Source organism: Pseudomonas sp. UM16, from assembly GCF_050312595.1.
Classification (GTDB): domain Bacteria; phylum Pseudomonadota; class Gammaproteobacteria; order Pseudomonadales; family Pseudomonadaceae; genus Aquipseudomonas.
The window spans coordinates 250,143-270,001 of the sequence record NZ_JBNPJT010000001.1; the positions used below are offsets into that span (position 1 = coordinate 250,143).

Sequence of the window (19,859 nt, forward strand, 5' to 3'; positions counted from 1 at the left end):
CGCAGATGCCACGCACCAATAAGAAGGGAGCACTCCAATGAGCAAAAAAATAATCCTGTGCTTTGACGGCACCTGGAATACCCCTGATACCGGCTCAGACATCGAAGAAGGCGAAAGCACCAATGTCTGGCGCCTGTATCAGAGCATCGCGGCCCAGAGCAAAGACGGAACCGTTCAGCACAAATGGTATGACGAAGGTGTCGGCACGCAGTGGTTTGACAAGCTCAAAGGCGGAATTTTTGGTGTTGGCCTAAGCGACAACATCAAGCAGGGTTACAAGGAGTTGATTGAACGCTACGAAGCCGGTGACCAGGTTTACCTGCTGGGCTTTAGCCGCGGCGCCTACACCGCGCGCAGCCTTGTTGGCCTGATCAGAAACTCCGGGCTGCTGCTGGCAAAACACAAATCGCGCATCAACGAGGCCTATTCACTGTACCGCAACCGCGACAAATCAGCGGATACCGAAGCGGCCAAACTCTTTAGAGCCACTTACGCCAGAACCATTGATATTCACTTTCTTGGTGTGTGGGATACCGTCGGTGCCCTGGGCATTCCCCTGGAATCTTTCAGTTGGTTCAACAAGTCCTACTATGAGTTCCACGACACTGAACTGAGCGGCATTGTCAAAAACGCCTTTCAGGCCCTTGCCGTTGACGAATGGCGAGAAAACTACGCGTGTACGATGTGGGCACCGAAACACAAACCCACTCAGACCATCGAGCAAGTATGGTTCTCGGGGGCACATGCCAATATAGGCGGTGGCTATCGTCAAGACCGCCTTTCAGACCTGGCACTGATCTGGATGATGGAAAAAGCGACCGCTTGCGGATTGAAACTCGACACGCAGAAAGTGCCGAAAGCGCCCTCCCCCTTGCTCCCATTGAAAAACTCCTACAAGGAATTTTTGGGCGGTTCCTACAGCAAACTCGTTCAACCGTACTATCGCACCATCGGCGCCACCGAGAATGGCCAGGAGAAAATCGCGTCCACCGTCAAACAACGGCTGGAAGCAGACCCGGACTATCGTCCTGCCAACAAGGTCGGGCCCTTCCTCAACGGTGATTTTCGTCCGATGGTGCGCATGTACTAGGTGTCAGCTTCAACGATGCCTGGCGACTGCTGTGCAGTCGATCGCAACCTCGTGCCTCGGCAGCGGCTACCGCACATGTGGCCGCTGTGTCAGCGCCAGGCGATCACCACTGGCGATTAACTTCTGGGTAAACTCGACGGGTAAACCACCTTGCCCTGCGGAGCACACATTGCCCACCCCACGTCAGTTCAGCCGTAAATCCAGCACGACCAACATGCTGAACTTAAAACATCCGCAAACGGCTTCCACTCCTGCCTACAGGGTCGGTTTTGTGCTGCTGGAGAACTTCTCCATGGCCAGCTTCACCGTGGCGATGGACGTGCTGGTGACTGCCAACCTGCTGCAGAACAACCTGTTCGACATCACGCCTCTGTCACTGGCCGGCGAGCGGGTAATGAGTGACCTGGGATTGGAGATTTTTGCCGTAGGCCTGGAGCGAAATGCCCTGGATCATTTCGACATGCTGGTGGTGTGCGGCGGCCTGCGCACGCCGCTTAAGTATCCGGAGCTGGACCGTCTGTTGGCCGAGGCTGCCAGCCATGGCCTGGCCCTCAGCGGGTTGTGGAACGGAGCGTACTTTCTCGGCCGCGCCGGGGTGCTTGCCGATTACAGTTGCACCATTCACCCGGAGCAGCGGGCAAGCCTGGCCGAGCGCAGCGGGCAAAGCACGATCAGCCCGGCAAGCTATGTTGTCGATCGCGACCGTTTGACCGCAGCCAGCCCCAATGGTGCACTGGAAATGATGCTGGCGCTACTGAAGCTGCACCAGGGCGAAGCGCTGGCGGCGGGGGTCGAGGAGATCCTGGCGTTCTCCGGCGCACGCTTTCGCCGGGTCGACAGCAGCTCGAAAAAATCCATGAGCGCACCGCTGCGGACCATCGTCGAACTGATGGAAAACAACCTGGAAGAAACCCTGAGCCTGGATCAACTGGCGACCTACAGCGGTCGCTCGCGACGCCAGATCGACCGCTTATTCCAGGCTCAACTGGGTACCTCCCCCAGCCGCTTTTACATGGAGCTGCGCATCACCAAGAGCCGACGCCTGCTGCAGTACTCCGACCTGCCGCTGATGGACGTGGCGATTGCCTGTGGCTTTGTCTCGGTCTCGCACTTCAGCAAATGCTACAGCGCCTATTTCGGTTACCCGCCTTCACGCGAGCAGCGGCTGGGCGAATAAGCGCGACTGCTGTTCAGGCTCCGGCCGCCCTCCACCACCAACACCAGCACTGCCAGCCAGATGGCAATATAGGTAGGCCATTGCACTGCGGCGATGGTCTCCCCCAACAGGATCGCAACCAGCACCAACAGGATCGGTTCGACATAGATCAGCAGGCCGAACAAGGTCAGGTTCAGGCGCGGCCCTGATAGCGCTTGCAAGGCCAGGGCCGATGCACTGATCGCCCCCAGCCCGGCAACCAGCCACAGCAAGTTCGAGTCACTGGCGACAACGCCCAGCACGACGCCACCCTTGAGCACAAAGTACAGGCTCACCGGCAGGCTCAAGCTCATGTCAAACCAAAGCCCGCCCATGTTGTTGCTCTCACTGACCCGGCGCAGCCAGAAGTACAGCGGGTAGCCCAAGCCGACCACCAGCACCGGCCAGGTGATGGCCTGGGCAATGGCGATCTGGTTGATGATGCCCAGCGCCGCCAGCGCACAGGCCAGCAGTTGCAGGCGACTGATGTTGTCGTTGAAGGCCAAGCGGCCAAACACCACCATGGTCAACGGCATGAGGAAATAGCCGAGCGACACATCCAGGCCATAGCCGTTGATCGGTGCCCACATAAATAGCCATAACTGCACGCCGAGCAACGCTGCCGACAGCAACCGTACCGCCCAGAACCAGCGCTCTTTCAACAGCCGCACAAACAGTCGCCGCACTTCGTGCCAGTGGCCGCTGGCGAGGACCATCAGGGTCAGGCAGGGCACGGTCAGCAAAATACGCCAACCGTAGATTTCTTCACCGCGCAGCGGTTCAAGCAGATGGGTGTAGGCATACATCACGGCAAACAACACCGACGCCAGGACATTGAGCAGTACGCCGAGAGGGGCGTTGACGGTTGAGGAGCGCATCGAGAGTCCTTCACGGGCATGTTCAGTAAGTGATAATTTATTGCGTAGCGACCGATAAGTGCCCTCGTTTTTCACCCTGATGATGAGAAAATTTTGCACATGAACCCTGCGCTGGATGATTTCGACCTCGCCCTGCTCAACGCCTTACAGCAAGACAACAGCCAGCCTTTGCGGGAACTGGCCGAGCAGGTGCATTTGTCTGCGGCCTCGGTGCAGCGGCGCATCCAGCGGCTGAAGTCAGTCGGAGTCATTCAGGCAAACGTGGCCGTTGTTGACCCGGAAAAGGTCGGCCAGGTGATCACCTTGATGGTCGAGGTGCACGCCGACCGCACCCAGTCAGCAGACCTTGAACTGATGAAACAGGCCTTCTCCGGGCCCGAGATCCAACAGTGTTACTACGTCACCGGCGATGCCGATTTCATGTTGGTGCTGACGGTGGCGAGCATGAGTGAGTTTCAGGCGCTGACCCATCGGCTGTTCCACGACAACCCGAATGTGAAGTGGTTTCGCACCATTGTCGTGCTGGAACGGGTGAAGTCGACCTTGCAGCTGTCGCTCGGTCAATAACTGGTGCACATTGCGGCCACACGTGAGTGACCGCTGCCGTCATGTTGCTACAACCCCGCCAAGGCCTCCCGCAGCTCATCGGCACTGGCGTACTCTTTCTGCACTACCACACGGCCCTGCTCCAGCTGCAGCCACAGCACCTTATCCTCAGCTCCCGGATACTGCGCGACCACCTTGCCGTCGCGGTCGAGCATGATTCGGTAGCTGTAATCACGCATCGCCGGAATCGCAAACAACTTGCTGATCAGCGCAGGCATACGCTGGATATCGGCAACGAACACCGCGTTGCGCGCTTCGAGGTAGCCCTTGGGACGATCGGCCAGCGCCGCCTTGACCAGCTTGGCGCCGTCCATGTTGCGCGCCACCAGCAAGGTGCGGGCCTGGTCGTTGAGGCTATAGGCCTGATCATGTTGGTCAAGCAGGGTCCACGGCGCCAGGTGCTCGCCGACTTCCACGGCTTGGGCCAGCAGTGCGGACAAACTCAGTAACAGGGCTATTGCGTATTTCACAGATGACCTCGGTGCGTGATAGGTGGCGTGCAGTATTGACGCTGAAGACGCAACACAAAACAAACAAAAGGATATAAAAATAACAAATCAATCTAACAAAACGGAATAAACAAATTGAAGCGCTACGCCGGGCTTCTTATATTTCCGGACACCACTTGCCTTTGAATTGCTGGAGTCCGCCCATGTCACAACAGCCCCACTCTCCCCTGCGCCGACTACTCACCGGCGGCCTGCTCGCCGCCTTCGCCGCGCTGCTGATACCTGGCCATAGCGCCGCGGCCGATCCGGCCAAGACCTTGCGTATTGGTTACCAGAAATTCAACAGCATCAACATCCTCAAAGGCAGCGGCGCTCTGGAAAAAGCCCTGGCGCCACAAGGCGTGACGGTCAGCTGGTATGAGTTCGCTGCGGGCCCGCAACTGCTTGAAGCACTGAGTACTGGCGCCATCGACTTAGGGCATGCCGCCGATGCACCGGCAGTGTTCGCCCAGGCGGCGGGCAAGCCGGTAGTGTACCTTGCCGCCGAACAACCTTACCCGCGCGGTATTGGCCTGGTCGTGCGTGAGCAGGACCAGATCGCCAACGTCCAGGCACTCAAAGGCCTGCGCGTGGCCACCGGTCGCGGCTGGAATGCCCAGTACCTGCTGGCCGTGGCGTTGCAGGATGCCGGCCTGAGCTACAAAGACATCACCCCGGCCTACGTCAACAACGCCGCCGACGCGGTGGCTGCGTTGCAGTCTGGCAGTGTGCAGGCCGTGACCCTGTGGGACCCGTTCCTCGCAGCAGCGGAACAGCAACCCGGCCTGAAAAACCTGCGCGACGGCAGCGGTCTGTCCAACAACCGCACCTTCTACCTATCATCGGCCAGCTTTGCCGACCACAACCAGGCGCTGCTCAAGACCTTCTTCAGAGAACTGGCCAAGGTCAGCGACTGGGCCAATCACAAGCCCGATGAGGTCGCCGCGCTATTGGCGCCACAGCTGGGGATTAGCGCCGATGTGTTACAAGTGGCCAGCGAACGGCGCAACTACAATGCCGTTGCGATCGACAGCAGTATCACTGCCGAGCAACAAAAACTGGCCGACACCTTTCAGGGCCTGGGCCTGATTCCCAAGCCGCTGCAGGTGGCGGATGCGGTGTACCCGGTGTCGGTCCTTCCCTGACCCTTTGGCGGCGAATGCCGAGCCAAGGCATAACGGGCTCGGCATTCAATAATTAAATACCGGGTATTTCAACATTTAATTTGTGGATAGCACGACCTTGTCTATATCGTGTCAATGCATCCCCATGCAGCGCCGGCCGGCGCTGCCAGGCACGGGGACACAACAACAAGTCGAGACTGTCCATGTCGAAATCTTCTTACTACGCCCCTCACGGTGGGCACCCGGCTCAGACCGAGCTGCTGACAGACCGTGCCATGTTTACCGAAGCCTATGCCGTAATCCCCAAGGGCGTGATGCGTGACATCGTCACCAGCCACCTGCCGTTCTGGGACAAGATGCGCATGTGGGTCATCGCCCGTCCGCTGACCGGTTTCTCGGAAACCTTCTCGCAGTACATCGTCGAGCTGGCCCCGGAAGGCGGCAGCGAGCGTCCTGAGCTGGACAAGAACGCTGAAGCGGTACTGTTCGTGGTTGAAGGCGAAGTTGACATCACCCTGCAGGGCAAGCCGTACACCCTCAAAGAAGGCGGCTATGCCTTCATTCCGCCAGCAGCTGACTGGAGCCTGCGTAACACCAGCGCCAAGAACGTCACCTTCCACTGGATCCGCAAGCACTACCAGGTCGTTGAAGGCCTGGCCCTGCCGGAAGCTTTCGTTACCAACGAGAAGGACATCGAGCCGATCCCGATGCCTGGCACCGACGGCGCCTGGGTGACCACCCGCTTCGTCGACATGGCCGACATGCGCCACGACATGCACGTCAACATCGTCACCTTCCAGCCAGGCGGCGTGATTCCGTTTGCTGAAACCCACGTAATGGAGCACGGCCTGTACGTGCTGGAAGGTAAAGCGGTATATCGCCTGAACCAGGACTGGGTTGAGGTTGAAGCCGGTGACTTCATGTGGCTGCGCGCTTTCTGCCCGCAAGCCTGCTATTCCGGCGGCCCTGGCCCGTTCCGCTACCTGCTGTACAAAGATGTAAACCGCCATATGAATCTGGTGCTGAACCCACAGCGTTAAGCCCAGGCTCCATGCACTAAAAAGCCCGCCATTACTGGCGGGCTTTTTAGTGTGCGCAGGTTTTGCGGGTGATCACTCAGGCCGTACCTATCTCCAGCACCAAACGCCCGCCGCATGGGCATTCATCCATGTAGCGATGGGCTTCGACCACGCGCTCGAAGGGATAGACCTTGATGATCTGCGGGGTCAGCAGCTTGTCAGCGGTGAACTGGTTGATATCGCGCAACGCTCGGTGCAAGGCCACCTGGTCCTGGCTGATACCCAGCTCCGGCTTACCGGTGAAATTGCCGATGCAATGCACGAAGAACTGAATGTTCTTCTGGAACGCCGCACAAGCCGGAAACGGCGTTTGGTTACCGCCTTGCAAGCCATACAGCACCAGGCTGCCACGCGGCGCCAGAACATCGCCGAGCAACGACATCTGCGGACCGCCCAAACCATCGAGCACCATGTCGACGCCACGGTTGTCGGTGTATTTGTTGATCTGCATGAGCAGGTCTTGTTCTTCGGTGACAATCACCTTGTCGGCACCGAGCTTGATCAGGTTGTCGCGCTCTGCGGCGTCCTTGGTGGCAGCAAACACCTTCAACCCCAAGGCCTTGCCCATTTGCACAAAGGCCGGGCCTGCACAATGGCTGGCATCGGTGACCAACGCCGTTTGCCCGGCTTTGGCCCGCGCCAGGTCAACATAGGCAAAATAGGCCATCAGCAGCGGTGTGTAATGGACGCTGGCTTCGACCGGCGAGAGAATTTCCGGGTAGCGGGTAAGCGCGGCGCGCGGCAGCACAATCACTTCACCGTAGACCGGGTGCTCATTGGCGCTGCTGGCCGGAAAGCTGGCGACCTTATCGCCGACGGCGAGGTCATCGACCCCTTCGCCCACCGCCATCACCACTCCCGCCATCTCGTGTCCGATGCCTGCCGGCAGACGCGCCTGGGACGGCGCCAGGTTCTGCCGCCAGAGCACGTCGTACCAACTGATACCGATCGCCTCAACGCGAATCTGCACCTCACCGGCGGCTGGCTGCGGCGCGGCCTGCTCTTCGATCTTGAGCACCTCGGCCGGGCCAAATTTATGCAATCGGATCATGCGGGACATCGCAAACCTCGCCTAGTGAACCTCTAATACCCTGAACTCTATCCGGGCTTTTAGCGTTAGACCATCAGTGGCCATTAATAGTCAACATGCCTGTCATTGATTGATGGTAATGCCACCCGCATCAAATTATGCGGTGCAGGGTAACAGCCTTTACCCGTAAGATTCACCCCTGCCCCAACCGTCCAGTGAAGCCGAGCCGATGAACCGTAACGACTTGCGCCGTGTCGACCTGAACCTGCTGATCGTCTTCGAGACCCTGATGCACGAGCGTAGCGTAACCCGCGCTGCCGAAAAGCTGTTCCTCGGCCAGCCGGCCATCAGCGCTGCGCTGTCGCGCTTGCGCACCTTGTTCGATGACCCCCTGTTCGTGCGGACCGGACGCAGCATGGAACCGTCGGCGCGAGCGATTGAAATCTTCGCCCTGCTGTCGCCAGCCCTGGACTCGATCTCCACCGCTGTCAGCCGCGCCGCCGACTTCGACCCGGCCACCAGTACCGCCGTGTTTCGTATCGGCCTGTCGGACGACGCCGAATTCGCCCTGCTCCCGCAATTGCTCAAACGCGTACGCGCCGAAGCGCCCGGCATCGTGTTGGTGGTGCGTCGGGTCAACTACCTGTTGATGCCGGCCTTGCTGGCCAGCGGCGAGATCTCGGTCGGAGTCAGCTGGACCAACGACCTGCCGGCCAACGCTAAACGCAAAGTGCTGCGCCGTAGCAAACCCAAGGTGCTGCGTGCCGACAGCATGCCGGGCAGCCTCAGCCTCGACGACTTCTGCGCCCGCCCCCATGCGCTGGTGTCGTTTGCTGGCGACCTGGGCGGCTTTATGGACGAGATCCTGGAAAAGCTCGGGCGCAAGCGCCATGTGGTCCTCGCGGTGCCGCAGTTCAACGGCCTGGGGAGTTTGCTCAGCGGTACCGACATCCTCGCCACCGTGCCCGACTACACCGCTGAGGCGCTGACGGCTGCCGGTGGTTTGCGTGCCGAAGATCCGCCGCTTGAGGTGCGCAGTTTTGAATTGCACATGGCTTGGCGCGGGTCTCAGGACAATGATCCGGGCGAGCGCTGGTTGCGTTCGAGGATTCAGATGTTTTTTGGCGATCCTGAGAGTCTATAGTCGTTGTCGAGCGGGCTGATAATCTGATCATTTCTGCCTTCTCATAGTCCATGGAGATCCATCCACTTCCAGAGGACTGCGACACCCGGGGGCATATTTGAGGGCATGCTTTAGATGGTTTGAAAAGGATGCCCCCAGCCTGAGGTCCAGCAGCCCCCTTCTCGAAAAAGTCACACGCTGCAGCTCCCAAGCCACCGTCGAGCGCTACCCGACCACCTCAGTTTGTAGACTTGAAGCGATGTTCTGGCGCCTCTGAAATCCTGACAACCCCGTCCAGGAACGCCAACCGCAGTGGTCGTGGGAAAGAAATAGTAAGAGCAACCATCTTTGTTCTCGAACCAGAAGCCATGCGACTCGCAGATCTGATCACGCTCCGCCCGAAAAGGAGGACCAAGATCTTCGCCCAGTAAGTGTCAGTACCGATGCAAAACTGACCCACCCTACCGGTTGAAAACTGACCCACTTGGGCAAAATGCAGCTTTTGCGAGCTGCCCATGCTGTCCCAGGAGCAACACGTGGAAATCAGTGTTCTTATTCGTCAGGGTTTGTCTATTCGGGTCATCGCCCGGCAGATGGGCTGCTCGCGCAATACCATTCGACGCCACCCTCAAATTACTATTTGTTGGAAGATTCACTCCTTTGGTAGTAGTGCATCACGTTCGCCAGATAAGGCATGAGGCTGATTAACCCAAGCACCGCGAGAAGTACGCCGCCCCATAGCGGCGACCTCAAGCCAAAACCCGCACCGATCCCCAAGCCGCCGAGCCAGGTTCCCATTCCCAAGCCGACGTTGATGACGGAGGTATGCACAGTGTTGACCAGCGGCCCAGGCTGGGCAGCCTTCATCACGCGCGCAACCATCGCGGGGTTCATCGTTACGCCGACCAGGCCAACCACCAGGAGCATCGCGACGCTGACAACAGGGATGTGTGCAAACAGCGCAAAAGCCACCAATGTAATGGTCAGTAATGACAGCCCCCATGCCATGACTGGAAAGGTGTACTTGTCCGCGTAACGTCCCACTAGGACATTGCCCACGATGTTGGCAACGCCGTAGCTCCCCAGCAGCCAGGGGATGGATGCGGTGGAAAAGCCAGCTACCTGCGTGAGAATCGGCGTGAAATAACTGAACGCCGCGAAAGTTGCACCGATAATCAGTGCGCTGGTGGCGTACGCGGCCCAAAGATGCCCGTTTCTGAACTCACGCAGTTGCGCCCTGAGACTGACAGAGGTGGACGGTTGCGAGCGCGGCACGCTGACGTTGATTACCAACGCGCAAAGGACAGTAAGGATGACCACCAGCCAGAAACTGGCACGCCAGCCCATATGCTGGTCGATCAAGGTCGCCATGGGTACGCCGAGTGCCGCTGCCAGCATCAACCCGCCCAAGACAATGGACGCGGTTCGTCCGCGCATTTCGGTGCCCACCATGTCGGCACAGATGGCCAAAGCTGCCCCGAAGCAAAAGGCGTACAGAGCAATCAGGTCGCCGATCTGCGCCACTGAGGTATCGAAGGCGTGGTCAGCGACGGCATCATGCCGGCCACCATGAACTCGGATGTCGTCAGCGAGAATAAAGTCAACCCGAGGATGTAGACAGCAAGTGGCATGGGATATCCTTGAATAGCTAGCGTCGACCATCTGCACTGAATCCTTACCACAACTGAGTTTGGCGAATTCGTTGGAGGCGTTGCAATGACAACAATCGATGCGAAATCCCGATTCGAAGCAACGCTGCTTCGTCCGGCAACGCCTGGTAATGATACGTCGTGGGCGTTCGTAGTACTGCCACGAGACGCGAGCGAACAGCTTCCGAGACGAGGAAGGACGACCGTTGAAGGCACAATCAATGGGCACCCTTTCCAGGCAACCCTTGAGCCGGATGGTCAGCTGAGCCATTGGCTGCAGGTAAGTAGCGCGTTACTCGAAGCCGCAGGCGCGGCTGTTGGCGATATCGTCACGCTAGAGCTAACCCCTGTGAAGAAGGAACCCGAACCTGACATCCCAGCAGATTTTCAGCAGGCACTGGCCGCGACGCCTGAGGCGCGTAACGTCTGGAACAATACGACGACCCTCGCACGAGTGGACTGGATACACTGGATTACTTCAGCCAAGCAACTCAAGACCCGCGCAAAACGTATTGGTGATGCCTGCGAAATGCTTGCGTCCGGCAAGAAGCAGGTTTGCTGTTTCGACCCGTCCGGCTGCTACAGCAAGGCCTTCCGTGCGCCCAAGGCAGAAAATTTATAAATGGAAAATTCCGTTGAATACGCCGAACAACGCGTTCAAATCATTCATCGGGACCGGTACTTGAAGCGATTCGCTTGACCAGTGCAGCATGACCGCTGGCGTCGTCGCTGCGGGAAATGACCTGGATGACTGCCATGCGATCGCCGGAGCCTGCAATAAAGGTGCTGTTCAACGTTTTGCCGCCGCCCAAGGTCGCCGTACTGTCGACTTGTCGCACACCCAGACCGTTGCGGTTAAGGCGCGATTCGCCGGTTTGTCGAAAGTCCGGCAGCCCCGCGCTCTGGCGCTCGACGAAGCCACTGACGGCGCCGTCGAGGAAGGCATCGTCGTTGTCGCCGGGGCGAGAAGCTTCGGGAAGCGGTTTCTCGATCACCATGACCACGCGTTTTTCCTGCGCATTGGCATACAGGGTACCCACGGCGTCGGCGCCTTCGCTGCTCTGTTCATCGGCGCTCAGAGGGCTGGCGTTGAAGCCTGCCGGCAGGTTGAAGCTGAACTTACCGCCGAGCACCGCGACGGTCACTTCAGGTTTCGGCTTGGTGGTGGGTTTGCTGACGGCATGCAGATTCGACAGCCCCAACAGGCTGACGATGGCCAGGCTCAGCGTCAGGGTTCTTTTGTTGAAAATCGACATACAGCCTCTCAGGGGCATGGGACAGGGGGCCCGCCAGGGTGGATATGCTCACATAAACCTGCCTGCTCGGTAAGCCCCGGCTTTGCCGTCGGCCAAACGGTCATGGCGAATCGCCTTGAGGGGGCTATCGTTGCTTGTCTGGGCAGCGACTACCGACCGAGGGCGGAGCCATGAATACCAGTGATTTACTCGAACAATTACTTCGGGCCGGGCAAGGCTCGCAAGCGCAACAAGGGAGCGGCGGCATGTCATCGCCAGACGGTCTGGGCGGCTTGCTCGGCGGTCTGCTTGGCGGCGGCAGTGCAACGGGTGGCAGTGGTGGCCTTGGTGGCCTTGGTGGTTTACTGGGCGGCCTGTTGGGTGGTGGTGGTGGCGGTAGCAGCAGTGCTGGCGGCGCTAGCCAGGGGCGCTCCGCGGGTGGCACCCATTACGCGGCCCTGGCGTCGTTGGGCATGATGGCGTTCCAGGCCTATCAAAGCTGGCAGCGTAGCCAGGTGGCAGCCCCGCAACAGGCAGTGCGTACTGTCGATCAATTGTCCGGCCCCGAGGCCGAGGATCACAGCCATGCAATCTTGCGCGCGCTGATTGCGGCAGCCAAGGCTGACGGTCGCATCGACAAGCAAGAAGAACAGTTGATCTATGCTGAAATCAAACGTCAAACCAGCGACCCGCAACTGCAGCAATGGCTGGATGAGGAAGTCAGCAAGCCACTCGATGCTGTCGAGGTGGCTCAGTCGGCCCAGGACCCGGCCATGGCCGCGGAAATGTACCTGGCCAGCATGATGCTGGTGGATGATCAGCAGGACGCAGAGCGGGCCTACCTTGACGAACTGGCCAGCGCACTGCAAATCGATCCGACCTTGCAGGTGCACCTGGAACAGCAGGCCAAGGGCACCACCTGACCGGGCTGAGGTGCCTGCGCCTACACGCACTGGAGGGTTGCTGCTGGCCGCAAACGGCCTTTCTGTCCTCTAGTGAGGACAGGTTCATTCAGCTTCAACCCTTGCCCCTTGAATCCCTCCTCCAACCCCGCTACCCTCCCCGCTGTCGCTGTAAATCCAGCGACCGGGTTTGGTAGCCCGGGTGAGAATCGAGGCGCACAAGCGTCCCATCCGATTTAGCTGGCGCTTTTTTGTGCCCGCTGTTTCGTGTTATGGCGGCTGTGCGTAGGGCGCATTCGTGCGCGCCGGTTTCCTTGATTCCCGGTCTACCAACCTGCGTACAGCCACCACCCATTCGTTTGGTAGCGATACGTGGCGGCTCCACCAATCAAGGAGCTACACAATGACAAAAATAGTCCCCGACCCACCCCTCACCACCCAAACCAGCACCACCTTCGGCTCCTGCAACGGCAGCCATGAACCTCTGTTCGCGGTACGTGCCGGTGTCTCCTCTGAAGACGCCCTGATCCACGCCTCCATCCTCATCAAAAGCGCTTACCAAGCCAACGCCCAGGCCTGCGAACTGGTCGAGCCCGAGGTACGCAATTTGCTCTGGGCTTCACAGCACACGCTGGAAATGAGCCTGGCGCTGATCGAGGCATTGCTGGACGAAGTGGAAGCGCGCACGGCTACAGCAGCGGTGCTGCGTCGTACGGTGCAGGCAGATCAAACTACCGTGAAGTAATGACCGCAGGTTGATTCAGGGCCGCCGATGCGGCCCATCAGTAGAATGCCAAACGCAGACAACGATGGACGTTACCGTCTGCGCAGTAATAGGCTCGCGTAGTTGAAACACCAACTGTTTGACTGACGGAGTTTGGTTTGAACACAAGGACTGTGACGTATGCCGCCTATGGCTACGGGGTGTTACCTGCACTGCTATGCGAAAAAGAACTGGCATTTGCCCGTGCGCTTGTCAGTGAGGTGGTAAGCCGATATAGGGACGGTGAAACGGCTGCAGTGTCTGTTGGCGTCAACATCAGCGACGTTAGTAATCAACATCCCCAGCGCAATCCAGATGTTGATCCCGGCCAGTGGAAAAACGAGCCCTTTATTATCGGCGATCTCATCGCGCTGGATCCTCGATTTGCGCGACTACTTTCTCTGCAATCGGTCTGGACCTGCGCCGCCAGGCTACTCGAGTGCGCCGTTGATGACGTGGTTTTCCACTTCTGCAACCTCACCCGTAAACCCGGCGAAATTGGCCCCGCTGTAGGCTGGCACCGCGACGCCGACAATCGCTACTTCGCCAGCCATGACGGCCGCACAATACGGCTGCTGATCCCGCTACAACTCATGTCCGCCAGTAATGGCGGTACAGCGGTAGTACCTGGCTCTCACCTACATACCGGCACGAATATCGAAACCGCGATATGCCCTGAGGTGCCAGCGGGTGCCGGGCTGGCCCTGCATAGCGCAACGCTGCACGGTAGCCGTCCGAATCGGAGCGAGCAGGAACGAGACGTTATCGTTATCCAGTTTGGGTTGCGTGGATCGCCTCTTAGTTACCAGGCGAGCGAAACCTTGTCGATGTCGACTCGCGAGGGTCTTCTGGACTTCTACCGGGAGAAAGCAGCACAACGAAGTGCGGATGCTTGAACGTCAGCTATCGGCCAATAGGGGACGCTCCGTCGATGCTATTGGCCAATGATTCAACGTAAACGTCCTGATGCTCAATTGACCTTGTTTAGCTGTGGTAGCTGCCACTTGCCCGAGAGCACATCCTCTGAAGGTTGGTACAGGCGTAACATCACGTAGAAACCGCCTTCGGGTGCCGGTAGCCAGTTGACGGCATTCTCTCCCTGTGGTTTTTTGTGGGAAATGGGAATGGTGATCGAACCGTCCGCCGCGACTTTCAACCCCTGCGTATCAGGGCCGACCTTGTAGCGACTGATCTCGTTGTCGACCAACATTTTGTCGCTGGCGTCATACATGGTCAGCGACCAAAAGGCATTCACTGGCGGTGCCGAAGCCAGTTTGATTTCGTATTGATTGGCTCCCGTGAGCGGTTGGTTTTTGCTGTCGGTGAAGCGCAGTGGGTACATCGCTTCATGTTCACCCTGACCGCCCAGATAGGGGCCAGCCACCATGGCACGTAGCGGGTAGTTGAAGCCAAAGCTATCAAGACCGGTCACCCAGTTCCAGCCATTGCGCACTTCCGACGTGCTGGCCAACGACGCAATCGCTACGTAGGGCGCAACTTTCAAACCTTCCTCAAGGCCTTTGCGCGTGGCCGGATTGAGCTTGTCGGGTGAAAAGCCCTTTTCCGTCAAGCCGATGCGGGCGAACTGGGCAAACAAGGCTGCGTCGGCAGGTTTGACTGGGTTGTCCTTGAGCGCCGAAGCCAGTTCGGTGAAGAAACCCAGAGGGTCGTCGCCGGTCTGCGGCAACGCAGGCAGCGTTTCATCCTTGTGGGTTTTGCCGCTCAACGGCACCACACTGAACTGTTTCTGCAAAGCGAGGATCGGCGCCACATCTTCACCCTGCTTGACGTGAATGCGCCCCCACAGCCAGATTTTTTTGGTCGAGACGTCGAGACGCTTCGCATCCTTTGGCAGTTCGCCCTTCCAGCCCGGCGGCACCAATACATATTTCCGGCCTTGGTACCTGTCGTACGCCGCCCCACATAGTGTTCAAGTTCCTGCCACATGTTGAACACATCGACCACGTAATAACGGTCATGGGTATCGGGCACGGTCAACACGTAGGGCTCGGTCAGATCCAGCACCGCGCTCATGTAGTAGGTGTCATTGTTGGCGGTGGGCATGTCCTTGGCGGACGGTGACGCCAGCGAAGTCGCCCAGCCGATCTGGTTCAGACCTGCGCGATAGCTGGTGTCAGGCTTGGGTGAGGGAACGCGGATGTATTCACGTGCCACTCTTTCCATGCGAACCAGCGGATAACCCCAGTTGTAAGCCGAGATCGCCAGGCTGTAGCCATCAGTCTGCATCCCTTTTGCTACTGCATCAGGTGTTGCAGGTGTGGTCAGCAGTAAATCCGGCGTGCTGGCTTGTGCGTGCATCGCGCTGCCTAGCGCCACACACAAGGGCAGCACACAAGCCAAAAGATTACGTGGTGAAATCATAACGAGCATCCTTCCATGAGCACTTCGACTGAGCCAACCGTCTGAAGCGCGAGTCTGACGATTGAACATCTGCAAGAACCGTAGGCACAGGGTTCCAGCTCGTCAAACGGACATGGGCATATGGAGTTGCAATAATGGCCGGATACCCCAAGTGCGACTGGCAAATTTACTGATCGCGACTGAGGTACGTTTCAGCGCACTGCTCACTCAACCCGTTCGAAATCCGGCAGTTTGAAGCTCTTGTCGTTCAGTGCCTCACACGAATGGAAATTTGTGCGCATTACAAAAGACCGTCGGTCGTAATTCGGCCATTTTGAGGGTCGGATAGCGACGGTCCAACATCGACCGTCACTTGGGATGGTCATACTTCCGTTTGTTCCGCCATTTCCAGGGCATCATCGACCTTGATTCCCAGGTATCTGACGGTGCTTTCAAGCTTCGTGTGCCCAAGCATCTGATCGGCACGATTATCGGTCGAATCGATTCAATGTCTGCTCCAGTCCTTCCCGACATTCTGCGACCATGCGTTTCACCAATTCAGCGCAGGTCGGAATGTCATCGATCAATCCAATAACCTGGCTGGCACAGATAAGGCCGGCGGTGACATCACCCGACGCCAAGCCTTCTGCGCCGCGACTGCCCGATAACAGATGCTGTAAGTCGTCGTAAGTCGCGCCACATGGGCGCTGCTCCAAAGCGACGATTTCCTGTGCGACGGGATTGGTAAAAAAACGCGCCGTCCGTTTGAGGGTTCGCTTGATCAGCGTGGTATCGTGCTCCGTCGCTGCCAACAAGGCAGTTTTGATATCGTCATGAATGGCTGACTCCTGGGTCAGCATGAAGCGCGTTCCCATGTTCACACCGTCGGCGCCCAGGATGAGCGCGGCGGCCATGCTGCGCCCGTTGGCGATACCACCAGAAGCAATGAAAGGAATCTTTAGCACCTTGGCCAAGGCAGGAATCATGATCAGGGCAGGTACATCGTCCTCGCCACAATGTCCGCCGGCTTCGAAACCATCAATCGAAATGACATCTGCACCGTAGCGCTGTGCCGACAGGGCGTGCCGTACCGACGTGCATTTGTGTATGACCTTGATTCCATGCGCTTTCAACTTGGCAATGACAGGCATTGGGTTGTTGCCGGCCGTCTCGACGATACGTATATCGCCCTGGATGATGGCATCGATCCAGCCGTCGTAGTTCACGTCAGTGGCGGTCAGCGACAAGGTGAGGTTTACACCAAAAGGTTTCGAGGTCAGTTCGCGGGTGCGCTCGATTTCATCGCGCAGGTCGTTCGGTGTGGGCTGTGTGCGGGCCGTCACCATACCCAGGGCCCCGGCGTTCGAGACGGCTGCGGCCAACTTCGCCCGGCCCACCCACTGCATGCCGCCTTCGATGATGGGGTACTGAATGCCCAGCAATTCAGTGATACGGGTTTTCATGAGAGTCATGTAATGAGTCTTCTGTTGGCGGAGGAGTCAGCGTTGTGGGTTGTTCAGTCGCGCCCGGCAAAATCTGGATCGCGCTTTTCGAAGAACGCCTTGACGCCTTCCTCCAGTGTTGGCCGGTCGAAAAGCACTTCCTGACGTTCTACCTCGTAGTCCAGCGGTGAGCGCAGATCATTGCGGCTGGCCGCCTCGCAGATCTGCCGCGCTTCGATTACACCATGCGCCAGCAAGCGAGCTAGCTGCTGTGCCATCTCCATGGCAGAAGCCGCCAGGCTTTCGTCCTCCACACACGCATGTATCAATCCCCACTGCTCGGCTTTTTCAGCAGAAAGTCGCTCCCGCCAAACACAATGCCAAGGTTCGGGCAGTTCCGACTCGACCCTGAAGGAACCAAGAAGCACCCAAGAGCAAAGCACGCACGGATTGGTCGTTGCGCACAGTCGTAAGCGCATCGCGCACTTCGTCAATCATAGCGATGCTGAGCGGGTTGAACCGCCCCGGTTCGTTCAGTGTGATGAGTGCAACGGAACCTTCTCGAGCTATAGATGGTGGTCTGATAGCTCATGCAGGTGTTCTCAATTGCTGTAGTGGGCGGCTGTGGCCTGGCGATTCGTAGACTTATTCGAGTCACGTTTGAAAGCTCATCTCAAACTATCGCGAATGATTTAGTGGCGGGAGCTACCCATATTAGGGAGGGGATGCTCACCTCCAGCCACCATGGAGGGTACCGTGGATGTCTACACTGGGGAGCTGTACAGCACACAGGCCTGGACGATCTTCAGAACAACCTGCTCAGGCTGAACGAACTGAACCCGCTGCCTGGCTTGATTAGTCAAAAGACGGCTAGCTATCGGGCGCGCTGGCCATGGTTGACATTGGTCAGCTGAACGTCCGCTGGGGGCCACAAACGGGGCGCATTCAAACGGCAGCGAAGTAATCATTCGCAGGTTGATTCAGGGCCACCGATGCGGCCGTCAGTAAAACGATTGATCATCCTTCAACATTCATGACAGTTCGTGTAGCCCGAGCGAATGGGGCAACATTGGGCGCCGCGTTCAAGCGTCAGCAACTACGCTGAAGCTGGCGGCTGGTTTTGAAGGGGTAAATTGCAATGTGCGGAAAATCAACGTACAGATACTCGACATGGGGCATTGCATCGCTGCTCGCCATCGGCCTGGCGGTGTCAGCGGGATGTTCCAGCAAGCCGCAAAAGGCTCGCTACCTGGCCGCAAACGCAGGTTCAGCCTGCCATGCCAAAGCCTTGCCCACTGCCGGCGAAGGGGGCTTGGCCTGGGGCTCTACCCTGCAGATTGCCCGGCAAAAATCCCTGCACAACTGCATGCGCTATGCCAGTCGATCCGGTGGTACGCCCAACACCTGCAAAGTGGTATTGGCCGACTGTAAATGAGCGGTTTTTCAAGGTGTTCCTGGGGGTAGGCTGAGGCTCTCCCCCAACAATCGGTGAAGAGCCTTTAATACGCCTGCCAGCAGGCAATTAATGCATGTGTTCGTGACCTTGCATGGCTTCAGCATTCAACGCACGTACCGGCGCTTTGATCTCTACGGTCTGCTTCTGGCCCTTGTCATCTTCGATCACCAAGGTCAGCGGCACCTGCTCACCTTCTTTGACCTGCTGTTTGAGCTTCATCAGCATCACGTGATAACCGTTAGGGTCCAGACTCACCGCCTTGCCGGCAGGCAGGTCAACGCTTTCGACCTGCTTCATGCCCATGACGTCGTTGTCCATGGTCATCTGGTGCACCTGGACGATCTCAGCCACCGGCGACTGCACGCTCAGCAGCTTGCTGTTGCTGCTGGCGGTGAGGGTCATGAACGCACCAGTGGATTGCTGGTGGGCCACGGTGGCGCGCACCCAGGCGTCTGTCACGGTGGTTTCCGCCATGGCCGGCAGAGCCAGACCGATCAAGGCCAGTGCGGCCAGGGTACGTTTCACAGGGTTGCAGCGCATTAACACACCTCCATGACAGTGAGCAGGTCTTCTGCGCACTCTTTTGCATTCAGCGAATGAGACAAGCCCAGGCGCAGTTGGCCGCGGGAGTCGAAGACGTAACTGGTCGACGTGTGCGAAATGGTGTAGGTATCGCCAGCAGGCACTTTCTCAAAGAACACACCGAATTCCCTGGCCGCTGCGGCGGTTTCTTCAAGGGTGCCAGACAGCGCCACGAACGAAGGGTCGAAGGCTTTGACATAAGCGTCGAGCACTTCTGGCGTATCGCGCTCAGGATCGAGGCTGATGAACACCACCTGCAAGAAGCCAGCATCGCGCCCCATCAGTTTTTTGATCTGTACCGCGCGCGCCAGCGTGGTCGGGCACACGGCCGGGCACTGGGTAAAACCGAAGAACACCATCGGCATTGAGCCCCAGAAGCTCGACAACGTCCTGACGTTACCTTGGGTATCCTTGAGTTTGAACGAGCGGCCGAGGATCTTGTTGCTCATGTCCTTGCCGTATTTGAAGTCGAGCGCGCCACCGGAGCGGGGGTCGCAACCTGCCAGAACGCCAAGGCTCAGCAGGCTGATCCCGGCCATGACCTGGCGCCGGGTCAGTAAATCAGTCATGTAACCATCCTTTCGGGAAGGTGTTGCGCCTCGCATGCGAGGCCTGTCGAGAAAGCGCGACATTTTGTCATGCGGCTCGGCCAAGGTTCCACCTTCAATCACCCCGTACGTCTGTATCCCTTTATTTTCGGGGTGCGGCCCGTTGTCGCAGAATGTGACAGGAATCTAAACACGACAATTTAGCTCTGGCAATTTCAGCCAGGGTGCACAAAACGGTACACATCCTGCTTGGTGCGCTGCTGCACAGCATAAGCTGCGCTTTTCGTAACGACACATAAGGAAACGTG

General features: G+C 58.2%; 21 protein-coding genes and 3 pseudogenes. 12 read left to right on the forward strand and 12 right to left on the reverse strand.

The features are described from left to right. Positions 1 to 37 precede the first annotated feature (37 nt). The gene (locus tag ACQRAX_RS01140) at positions 38 to 1,090 is read left to right on the forward strand and encodes a DUF2235 domain-containing protein (RefSeq protein WP_412037585.1); all 1,053 of its coding nucleotides are present in this window, start codon (positions 38 to 40) and stop codon (positions 1,088 to 1,090) included. Between the two features lie 169 nt (positions 1,091 to 1,259). Then, positions 1,260 to 2,267 carry a GlxA family transcriptional regulator gene (locus ACQRAX_RS01145; RefSeq protein WP_412037584.1) on the forward strand — a complete coding sequence of 336 codons (1,008 nt, stop codon included), beginning with the start codon at positions 1,260 to 1,262 and terminating at the stop codon, positions 2,265 to 2,267. Here ACQRAX_RS01145 and rarD read toward each other — a convergent pair. Further along, positions 2,231 to 3,163: an EamA family transporter RarD gene (gene rarD, locus ACQRAX_RS01150; protein ID WP_412037583.1), complete on the reverse strand. Its 933-nt coding sequence runs from the start codon at positions 3,161 to 3,163 to the stop codon at positions 2,231 to 2,233. The genes ACQRAX_RS01145 and rarD overlap by 37 nt on opposite strands. A 99-nt stretch (positions 3,164 to 3,262) precedes the next feature. On the opposite strand from rarD, the gene ACQRAX_RS01155 reads away from it, so the two are divergent. Further along, entirely contained in the window at positions 3,263 to 3,730 is a 468-nt protein-coding gene (locus ACQRAX_RS01155; RefSeq protein WP_412037582.1) for an Lrp/AsnC family transcriptional regulator, read from the forward strand. A 47-nt stretch (positions 3,731 to 3,777) separates the two neighbouring features. Here ACQRAX_RS01155 and ACQRAX_RS01160 read toward each other — a convergent pair whose 3' ends face one another. Continuing rightward, on the reverse strand, positions 3,778 to 4,239 hold the full coding sequence (locus ACQRAX_RS01160; RefSeq protein ID WP_412037581.1) for an FAD/FMN-containing dehydrogenase: 462 nt from the start codon (positions 4,237 to 4,239) through the stop codon (positions 3,778 to 3,780). Between the two features lie 182 nt (positions 4,240 to 4,421). On the opposite strand from ACQRAX_RS01160, the gene ACQRAX_RS01165 reads away from it, so the two are divergent. Both ACQRAX_RS01165 and ACQRAX_RS01170 read left to right on the forward strand, forming a co-directional pair. After that, on the forward strand, positions 4,422 to 5,402 hold the full coding sequence (locus ACQRAX_RS01165; protein WP_412037580.1) for an aliphatic sulfonate ABC transporter substrate-binding protein: 981 nt from the start codon (positions 4,422 to 4,424) through the stop codon (positions 5,400 to 5,402). Between the two features lie 182 nt (positions 5,403 to 5,584). Beyond that, entirely contained in the window at positions 5,585 to 6,421 is an 837-nt protein-coding gene (locus ACQRAX_RS01170; protein WP_412037579.1) for a bifunctional allantoicase/(S)-ureidoglycine aminohydrolase, read from the forward strand. A gap of 76 nt (positions 6,422 to 6,497) precedes the next feature. Here the strand turns inward: ACQRAX_RS01170 and ACQRAX_RS01175 are convergent, their stop codons facing one another. Continuing rightward, positions 6,498 to 7,520, reverse strand: a complete 1,023-nt coding sequence (locus ACQRAX_RS01175; protein ID WP_412037578.1) for a zinc-dependent alcohol dehydrogenase family protein — start codon at positions 7,518 to 7,520, stop codon at positions 6,498 to 6,500. Positions 7,521 to 7,719: 199 nt separating this feature from the next. Here ACQRAX_RS01175 and ACQRAX_RS01180 point away from each other — a divergent pair, with 199 nt between their 5' ends. Then, on the forward strand, positions 7,720 to 8,634 hold the full coding sequence (locus ACQRAX_RS01180) for a LysR family transcriptional regulator (RefSeq protein WP_412037577.1): 915 nt from the start codon (positions 7,720 to 7,722) through the stop codon (positions 8,632 to 8,634). A gap of 494 nt (positions 8,635 to 9,128) precedes the next feature. Next, a pseudogene (locus ACQRAX_RS01185) lies at positions 9,129 to 9,239 on the forward strand (helix-turn-helix domain-containing protein); the annotation flags it as partial. Positions 9,240 to 9,249: 10 nt separating this feature from the next. Here ACQRAX_RS01185 and ACQRAX_RS01190 read toward each other — a convergent pair. Further along, positions 9,250 to 10,275: an MFS transporter gene (locus ACQRAX_RS01190; RefSeq protein ID WP_412037576.1), complete on the reverse strand. Its 1,026-nt coding sequence runs from the start codon at positions 10,273 to 10,275 to the stop codon at positions 9,250 to 9,252. Positions 10,276 to 10,329: 54 nt separating this feature from the next. Between ACQRAX_RS01190 and ACQRAX_RS01195 the strand changes: the two genes are divergently transcribed. Then, complete coding sequence (locus ACQRAX_RS01195; protein ID WP_412037575.1) at positions 10,330 to 10,884, forward strand: YdeI/OmpD-associated family protein; 555 nt, start codon at positions 10,330 to 10,332, stop codon at positions 10,882 to 10,884. A 40-nt stretch (positions 10,885 to 10,924) separates the two neighbouring features. Here the strand turns inward: ACQRAX_RS01195 and ACQRAX_RS01200 are convergent, their stop codons facing one another. After that, on the reverse strand, positions 10,925 to 11,518 hold the full coding sequence (locus ACQRAX_RS01200) for a hypothetical protein (protein ID WP_412037574.1): 594 nt from the start codon (positions 11,516 to 11,518) through the stop codon (positions 10,925 to 10,927). Positions 11,519 to 11,688: 170 nt separating this feature from the next. Here ACQRAX_RS01200 and ACQRAX_RS01205 point away from each other — a divergent pair, with 170 nt between their 5' ends. From ACQRAX_RS01205 to ACQRAX_RS01215, 3 genes are all read left to right on the forward strand, one after another. Continuing rightward, positions 11,689 to 12,420 carry a tellurite resistance TerB family protein gene (locus tag ACQRAX_RS01205; protein WP_412037573.1) on the forward strand — a complete coding sequence of 244 codons (732 nt, stop codon included), beginning with the start codon at positions 11,689 to 11,691 and terminating at the stop codon, positions 12,418 to 12,420. A 382-nt stretch (positions 12,421 to 12,802) separates the two neighbouring features. Next, the gene (locus ACQRAX_RS01210) at positions 12,803 to 13,144 is read left to right on the forward strand and encodes a DUF3077 domain-containing protein (protein ID WP_412037572.1); all 342 of its coding nucleotides are present in this window, start codon (positions 12,803 to 12,805) and stop codon (positions 13,142 to 13,144) included. Between the two features lie 137 nt (positions 13,145 to 13,281). Beyond that, positions 13,282 to 14,058: a phytanoyl-CoA dioxygenase family protein gene (locus tag ACQRAX_RS01215; RefSeq protein ID WP_412037571.1), complete on the forward strand. Its 777-nt coding sequence runs from the start codon at positions 13,282 to 13,284 to the stop codon at positions 14,056 to 14,058. Positions 14,059 to 14,132: 74 nt separating this feature from the next. Here ACQRAX_RS01215 and ACQRAX_RS01220 read toward each other — a convergent pair whose 3' ends face one another. From ACQRAX_RS01220 to ACQRAX_RS01240, 5 genes and pseudogenes are all read right to left on the reverse strand, one after another. Beyond that, entirely contained in the window at positions 14,133 to 14,933 is an 801-nt protein-coding gene (locus ACQRAX_RS01220; RefSeq protein WP_412037823.1) for a DUF1214 domain-containing protein, read from the reverse strand. 15 nt (positions 14,934 to 14,948) lie between these two features. Next, positions 14,949 to 15,613, reverse strand: a pseudogene (locus ACQRAX_RS01225) (DUF1254 domain-containing protein); the annotation flags it as partial. Positions 15,614 to 16,011: 398 nt separating this feature from the next. After that, entirely contained in the window at positions 16,012 to 16,995 is a 984-nt protein-coding gene (locus ACQRAX_RS01230) for an NAD(P)H-dependent flavin oxidoreductase (protein WP_412037570.1), read from the reverse strand. Between the two features lie 44 nt (positions 16,996 to 17,039). Further along, on the reverse strand, positions 17,040 to 17,444 hold the full coding sequence (locus tag ACQRAX_RS01235; protein ID WP_412037569.1) for an enoyl-CoA hydratase-related protein: 405 nt from the start codon (positions 17,442 to 17,444) through the stop codon (positions 17,040 to 17,042). 10 nt (positions 17,445 to 17,454) lie between these two features. Next, positions 17,455 to 17,550, reverse strand: a pseudogene (locus ACQRAX_RS01240) (hypothetical protein); the annotation flags it as partial. 553 nt (positions 17,551 to 18,103) lie between these two features. On the opposite strand from ACQRAX_RS01240, the gene ACQRAX_RS01245 reads away from it, so the two are divergent. Beyond that, entirely contained in the window at positions 18,104 to 18,400 is a 297-nt protein-coding gene (locus ACQRAX_RS01245) for a hypothetical protein (protein ID WP_412037568.1), read from the forward strand. 87 nt (positions 18,401 to 18,487) lie between these two features. Here the strand turns inward: ACQRAX_RS01245 and ACQRAX_RS01250 are convergent, their stop codons facing one another. Both ACQRAX_RS01250 and ACQRAX_RS01255 read right to left on the reverse strand, forming a co-directional pair. Continuing rightward, complete coding sequence (locus ACQRAX_RS01250; protein WP_412037567.1) at positions 18,488 to 18,961, reverse strand: copper chaperone PCu(A)C; 474 nt, start codon at positions 18,959 to 18,961, stop codon at positions 18,488 to 18,490. Then, entirely contained in the window at positions 18,961 to 19,572 is a 612-nt protein-coding gene (locus tag ACQRAX_RS01255; RefSeq protein WP_412037566.1) for an SCO family protein, read from the reverse strand. Before ACQRAX_RS01255 ends, ACQRAX_RS01250 begins: the two co-directional genes overlap by 1 nt. Positions 19,573 to 19,859: the final 287 nt, after the last annotated feature.

Bases quoted from the DNA above. Each gene is read 5' to 3' on its own strand.
- ACQRAX_RS01140 (WP_412037585.1), top strand. From the start codon at position 38: ATGAGCAAAAAAATAATCCTGTGCTTTGACGGCACCTGGAATACCCCT.
- rarD (WP_412037583.1), bottom strand. From the start codon at position 3,163: ATGCGCTCCTCAACCGTCAACGCCCCTCTCGGCGTACTGCTCAATGTC.
- ACQRAX_RS01155 (WP_412037582.1), top strand. From the start codon at position 3,263: ATGAACCCTGCGCTGGATGATTTCGACCTCGCCCTGCTCAACGCCTTA.
- ACQRAX_RS01165 (WP_412037580.1), top strand. From the start codon at position 4,422: ATGTCACAACAGCCCCACTCTCCCCTGCGCCGACTACTCACCGGCGGC.
- ACQRAX_RS01170 (WP_412037579.1), top strand. From the start codon at position 5,585: ATGTCGAAATCTTCTTACTACGCCCCTCACGGTGGGCACCCGGCTCAG.
- ACQRAX_RS01175 (WP_412037578.1), bottom strand. From the start codon at position 7,520: ATGTCCCGCATGATCCGATTGCATAAATTTGGCCCGGCCGAGGTGCTC.
- ACQRAX_RS01180 (WP_412037577.1), top strand. From the start codon at position 7,720: ATGAACCGTAACGACTTGCGCCGTGTCGACCTGAACCTGCTGATCGTC.
- ACQRAX_RS01190 (WP_412037576.1), bottom strand. From the start codon at position 10,275: ATGGTCGACGCTAGCTATTCAAGGATATCCCATGCCACTTGCTGTCTA.
- ACQRAX_RS01195 (WP_412037575.1), top strand. From the start codon at position 10,330: ATGACAACAATCGATGCGAAATCCCGATTCGAAGCAACGCTGCTTCGT.
- ACQRAX_RS01200 (WP_412037574.1), bottom strand. From the start codon at position 11,518: ATGTCGATTTTCAACAAAAGAACCCTGACGCTGAGCCTGGCCATCGTC.
- ACQRAX_RS01205 (WP_412037573.1), top strand. From the start codon at position 11,689: ATGAATACCAGTGATTTACTCGAACAATTACTTCGGGCCGGGCAAGGC.
- ACQRAX_RS01210 (WP_412037572.1), top strand. From the start codon at position 12,803: ATGACAAAAATAGTCCCCGACCCACCCCTCACCACCCAAACCAGCACC.
- ACQRAX_RS01230 (WP_412037570.1), bottom strand. From the start codon at position 16,995: ATGACTCTCATGAAAACCCGTATCACTGAATTGCTGGGCATTCAGTAC.
- ACQRAX_RS01235 (WP_412037569.1), bottom strand. From the start codon at position 17,444: ATGCGCTTACGACTGTGCGCAACGACCAATCCGTGCGTGCTTTGCTCT.
- ACQRAX_RS01245 (WP_412037568.1), top strand. From the start codon at position 18,104: ATGTGCGGAAAATCAACGTACAGATACTCGACATGGGGCATTGCATCG.
- ACQRAX_RS01250 (WP_412037567.1), bottom strand. From the start codon at position 18,961: ATGCGCTGCAACCCTGTGAAACGTACCCTGGCCGCACTGGCCTTGATC.
- ACQRAX_RS01255 (WP_412037566.1), bottom strand. From the start codon at position 19,572: ATGACTGATTTACTGACCCGGCGCCAGGTCATGGCCGGGATCAGCCTG.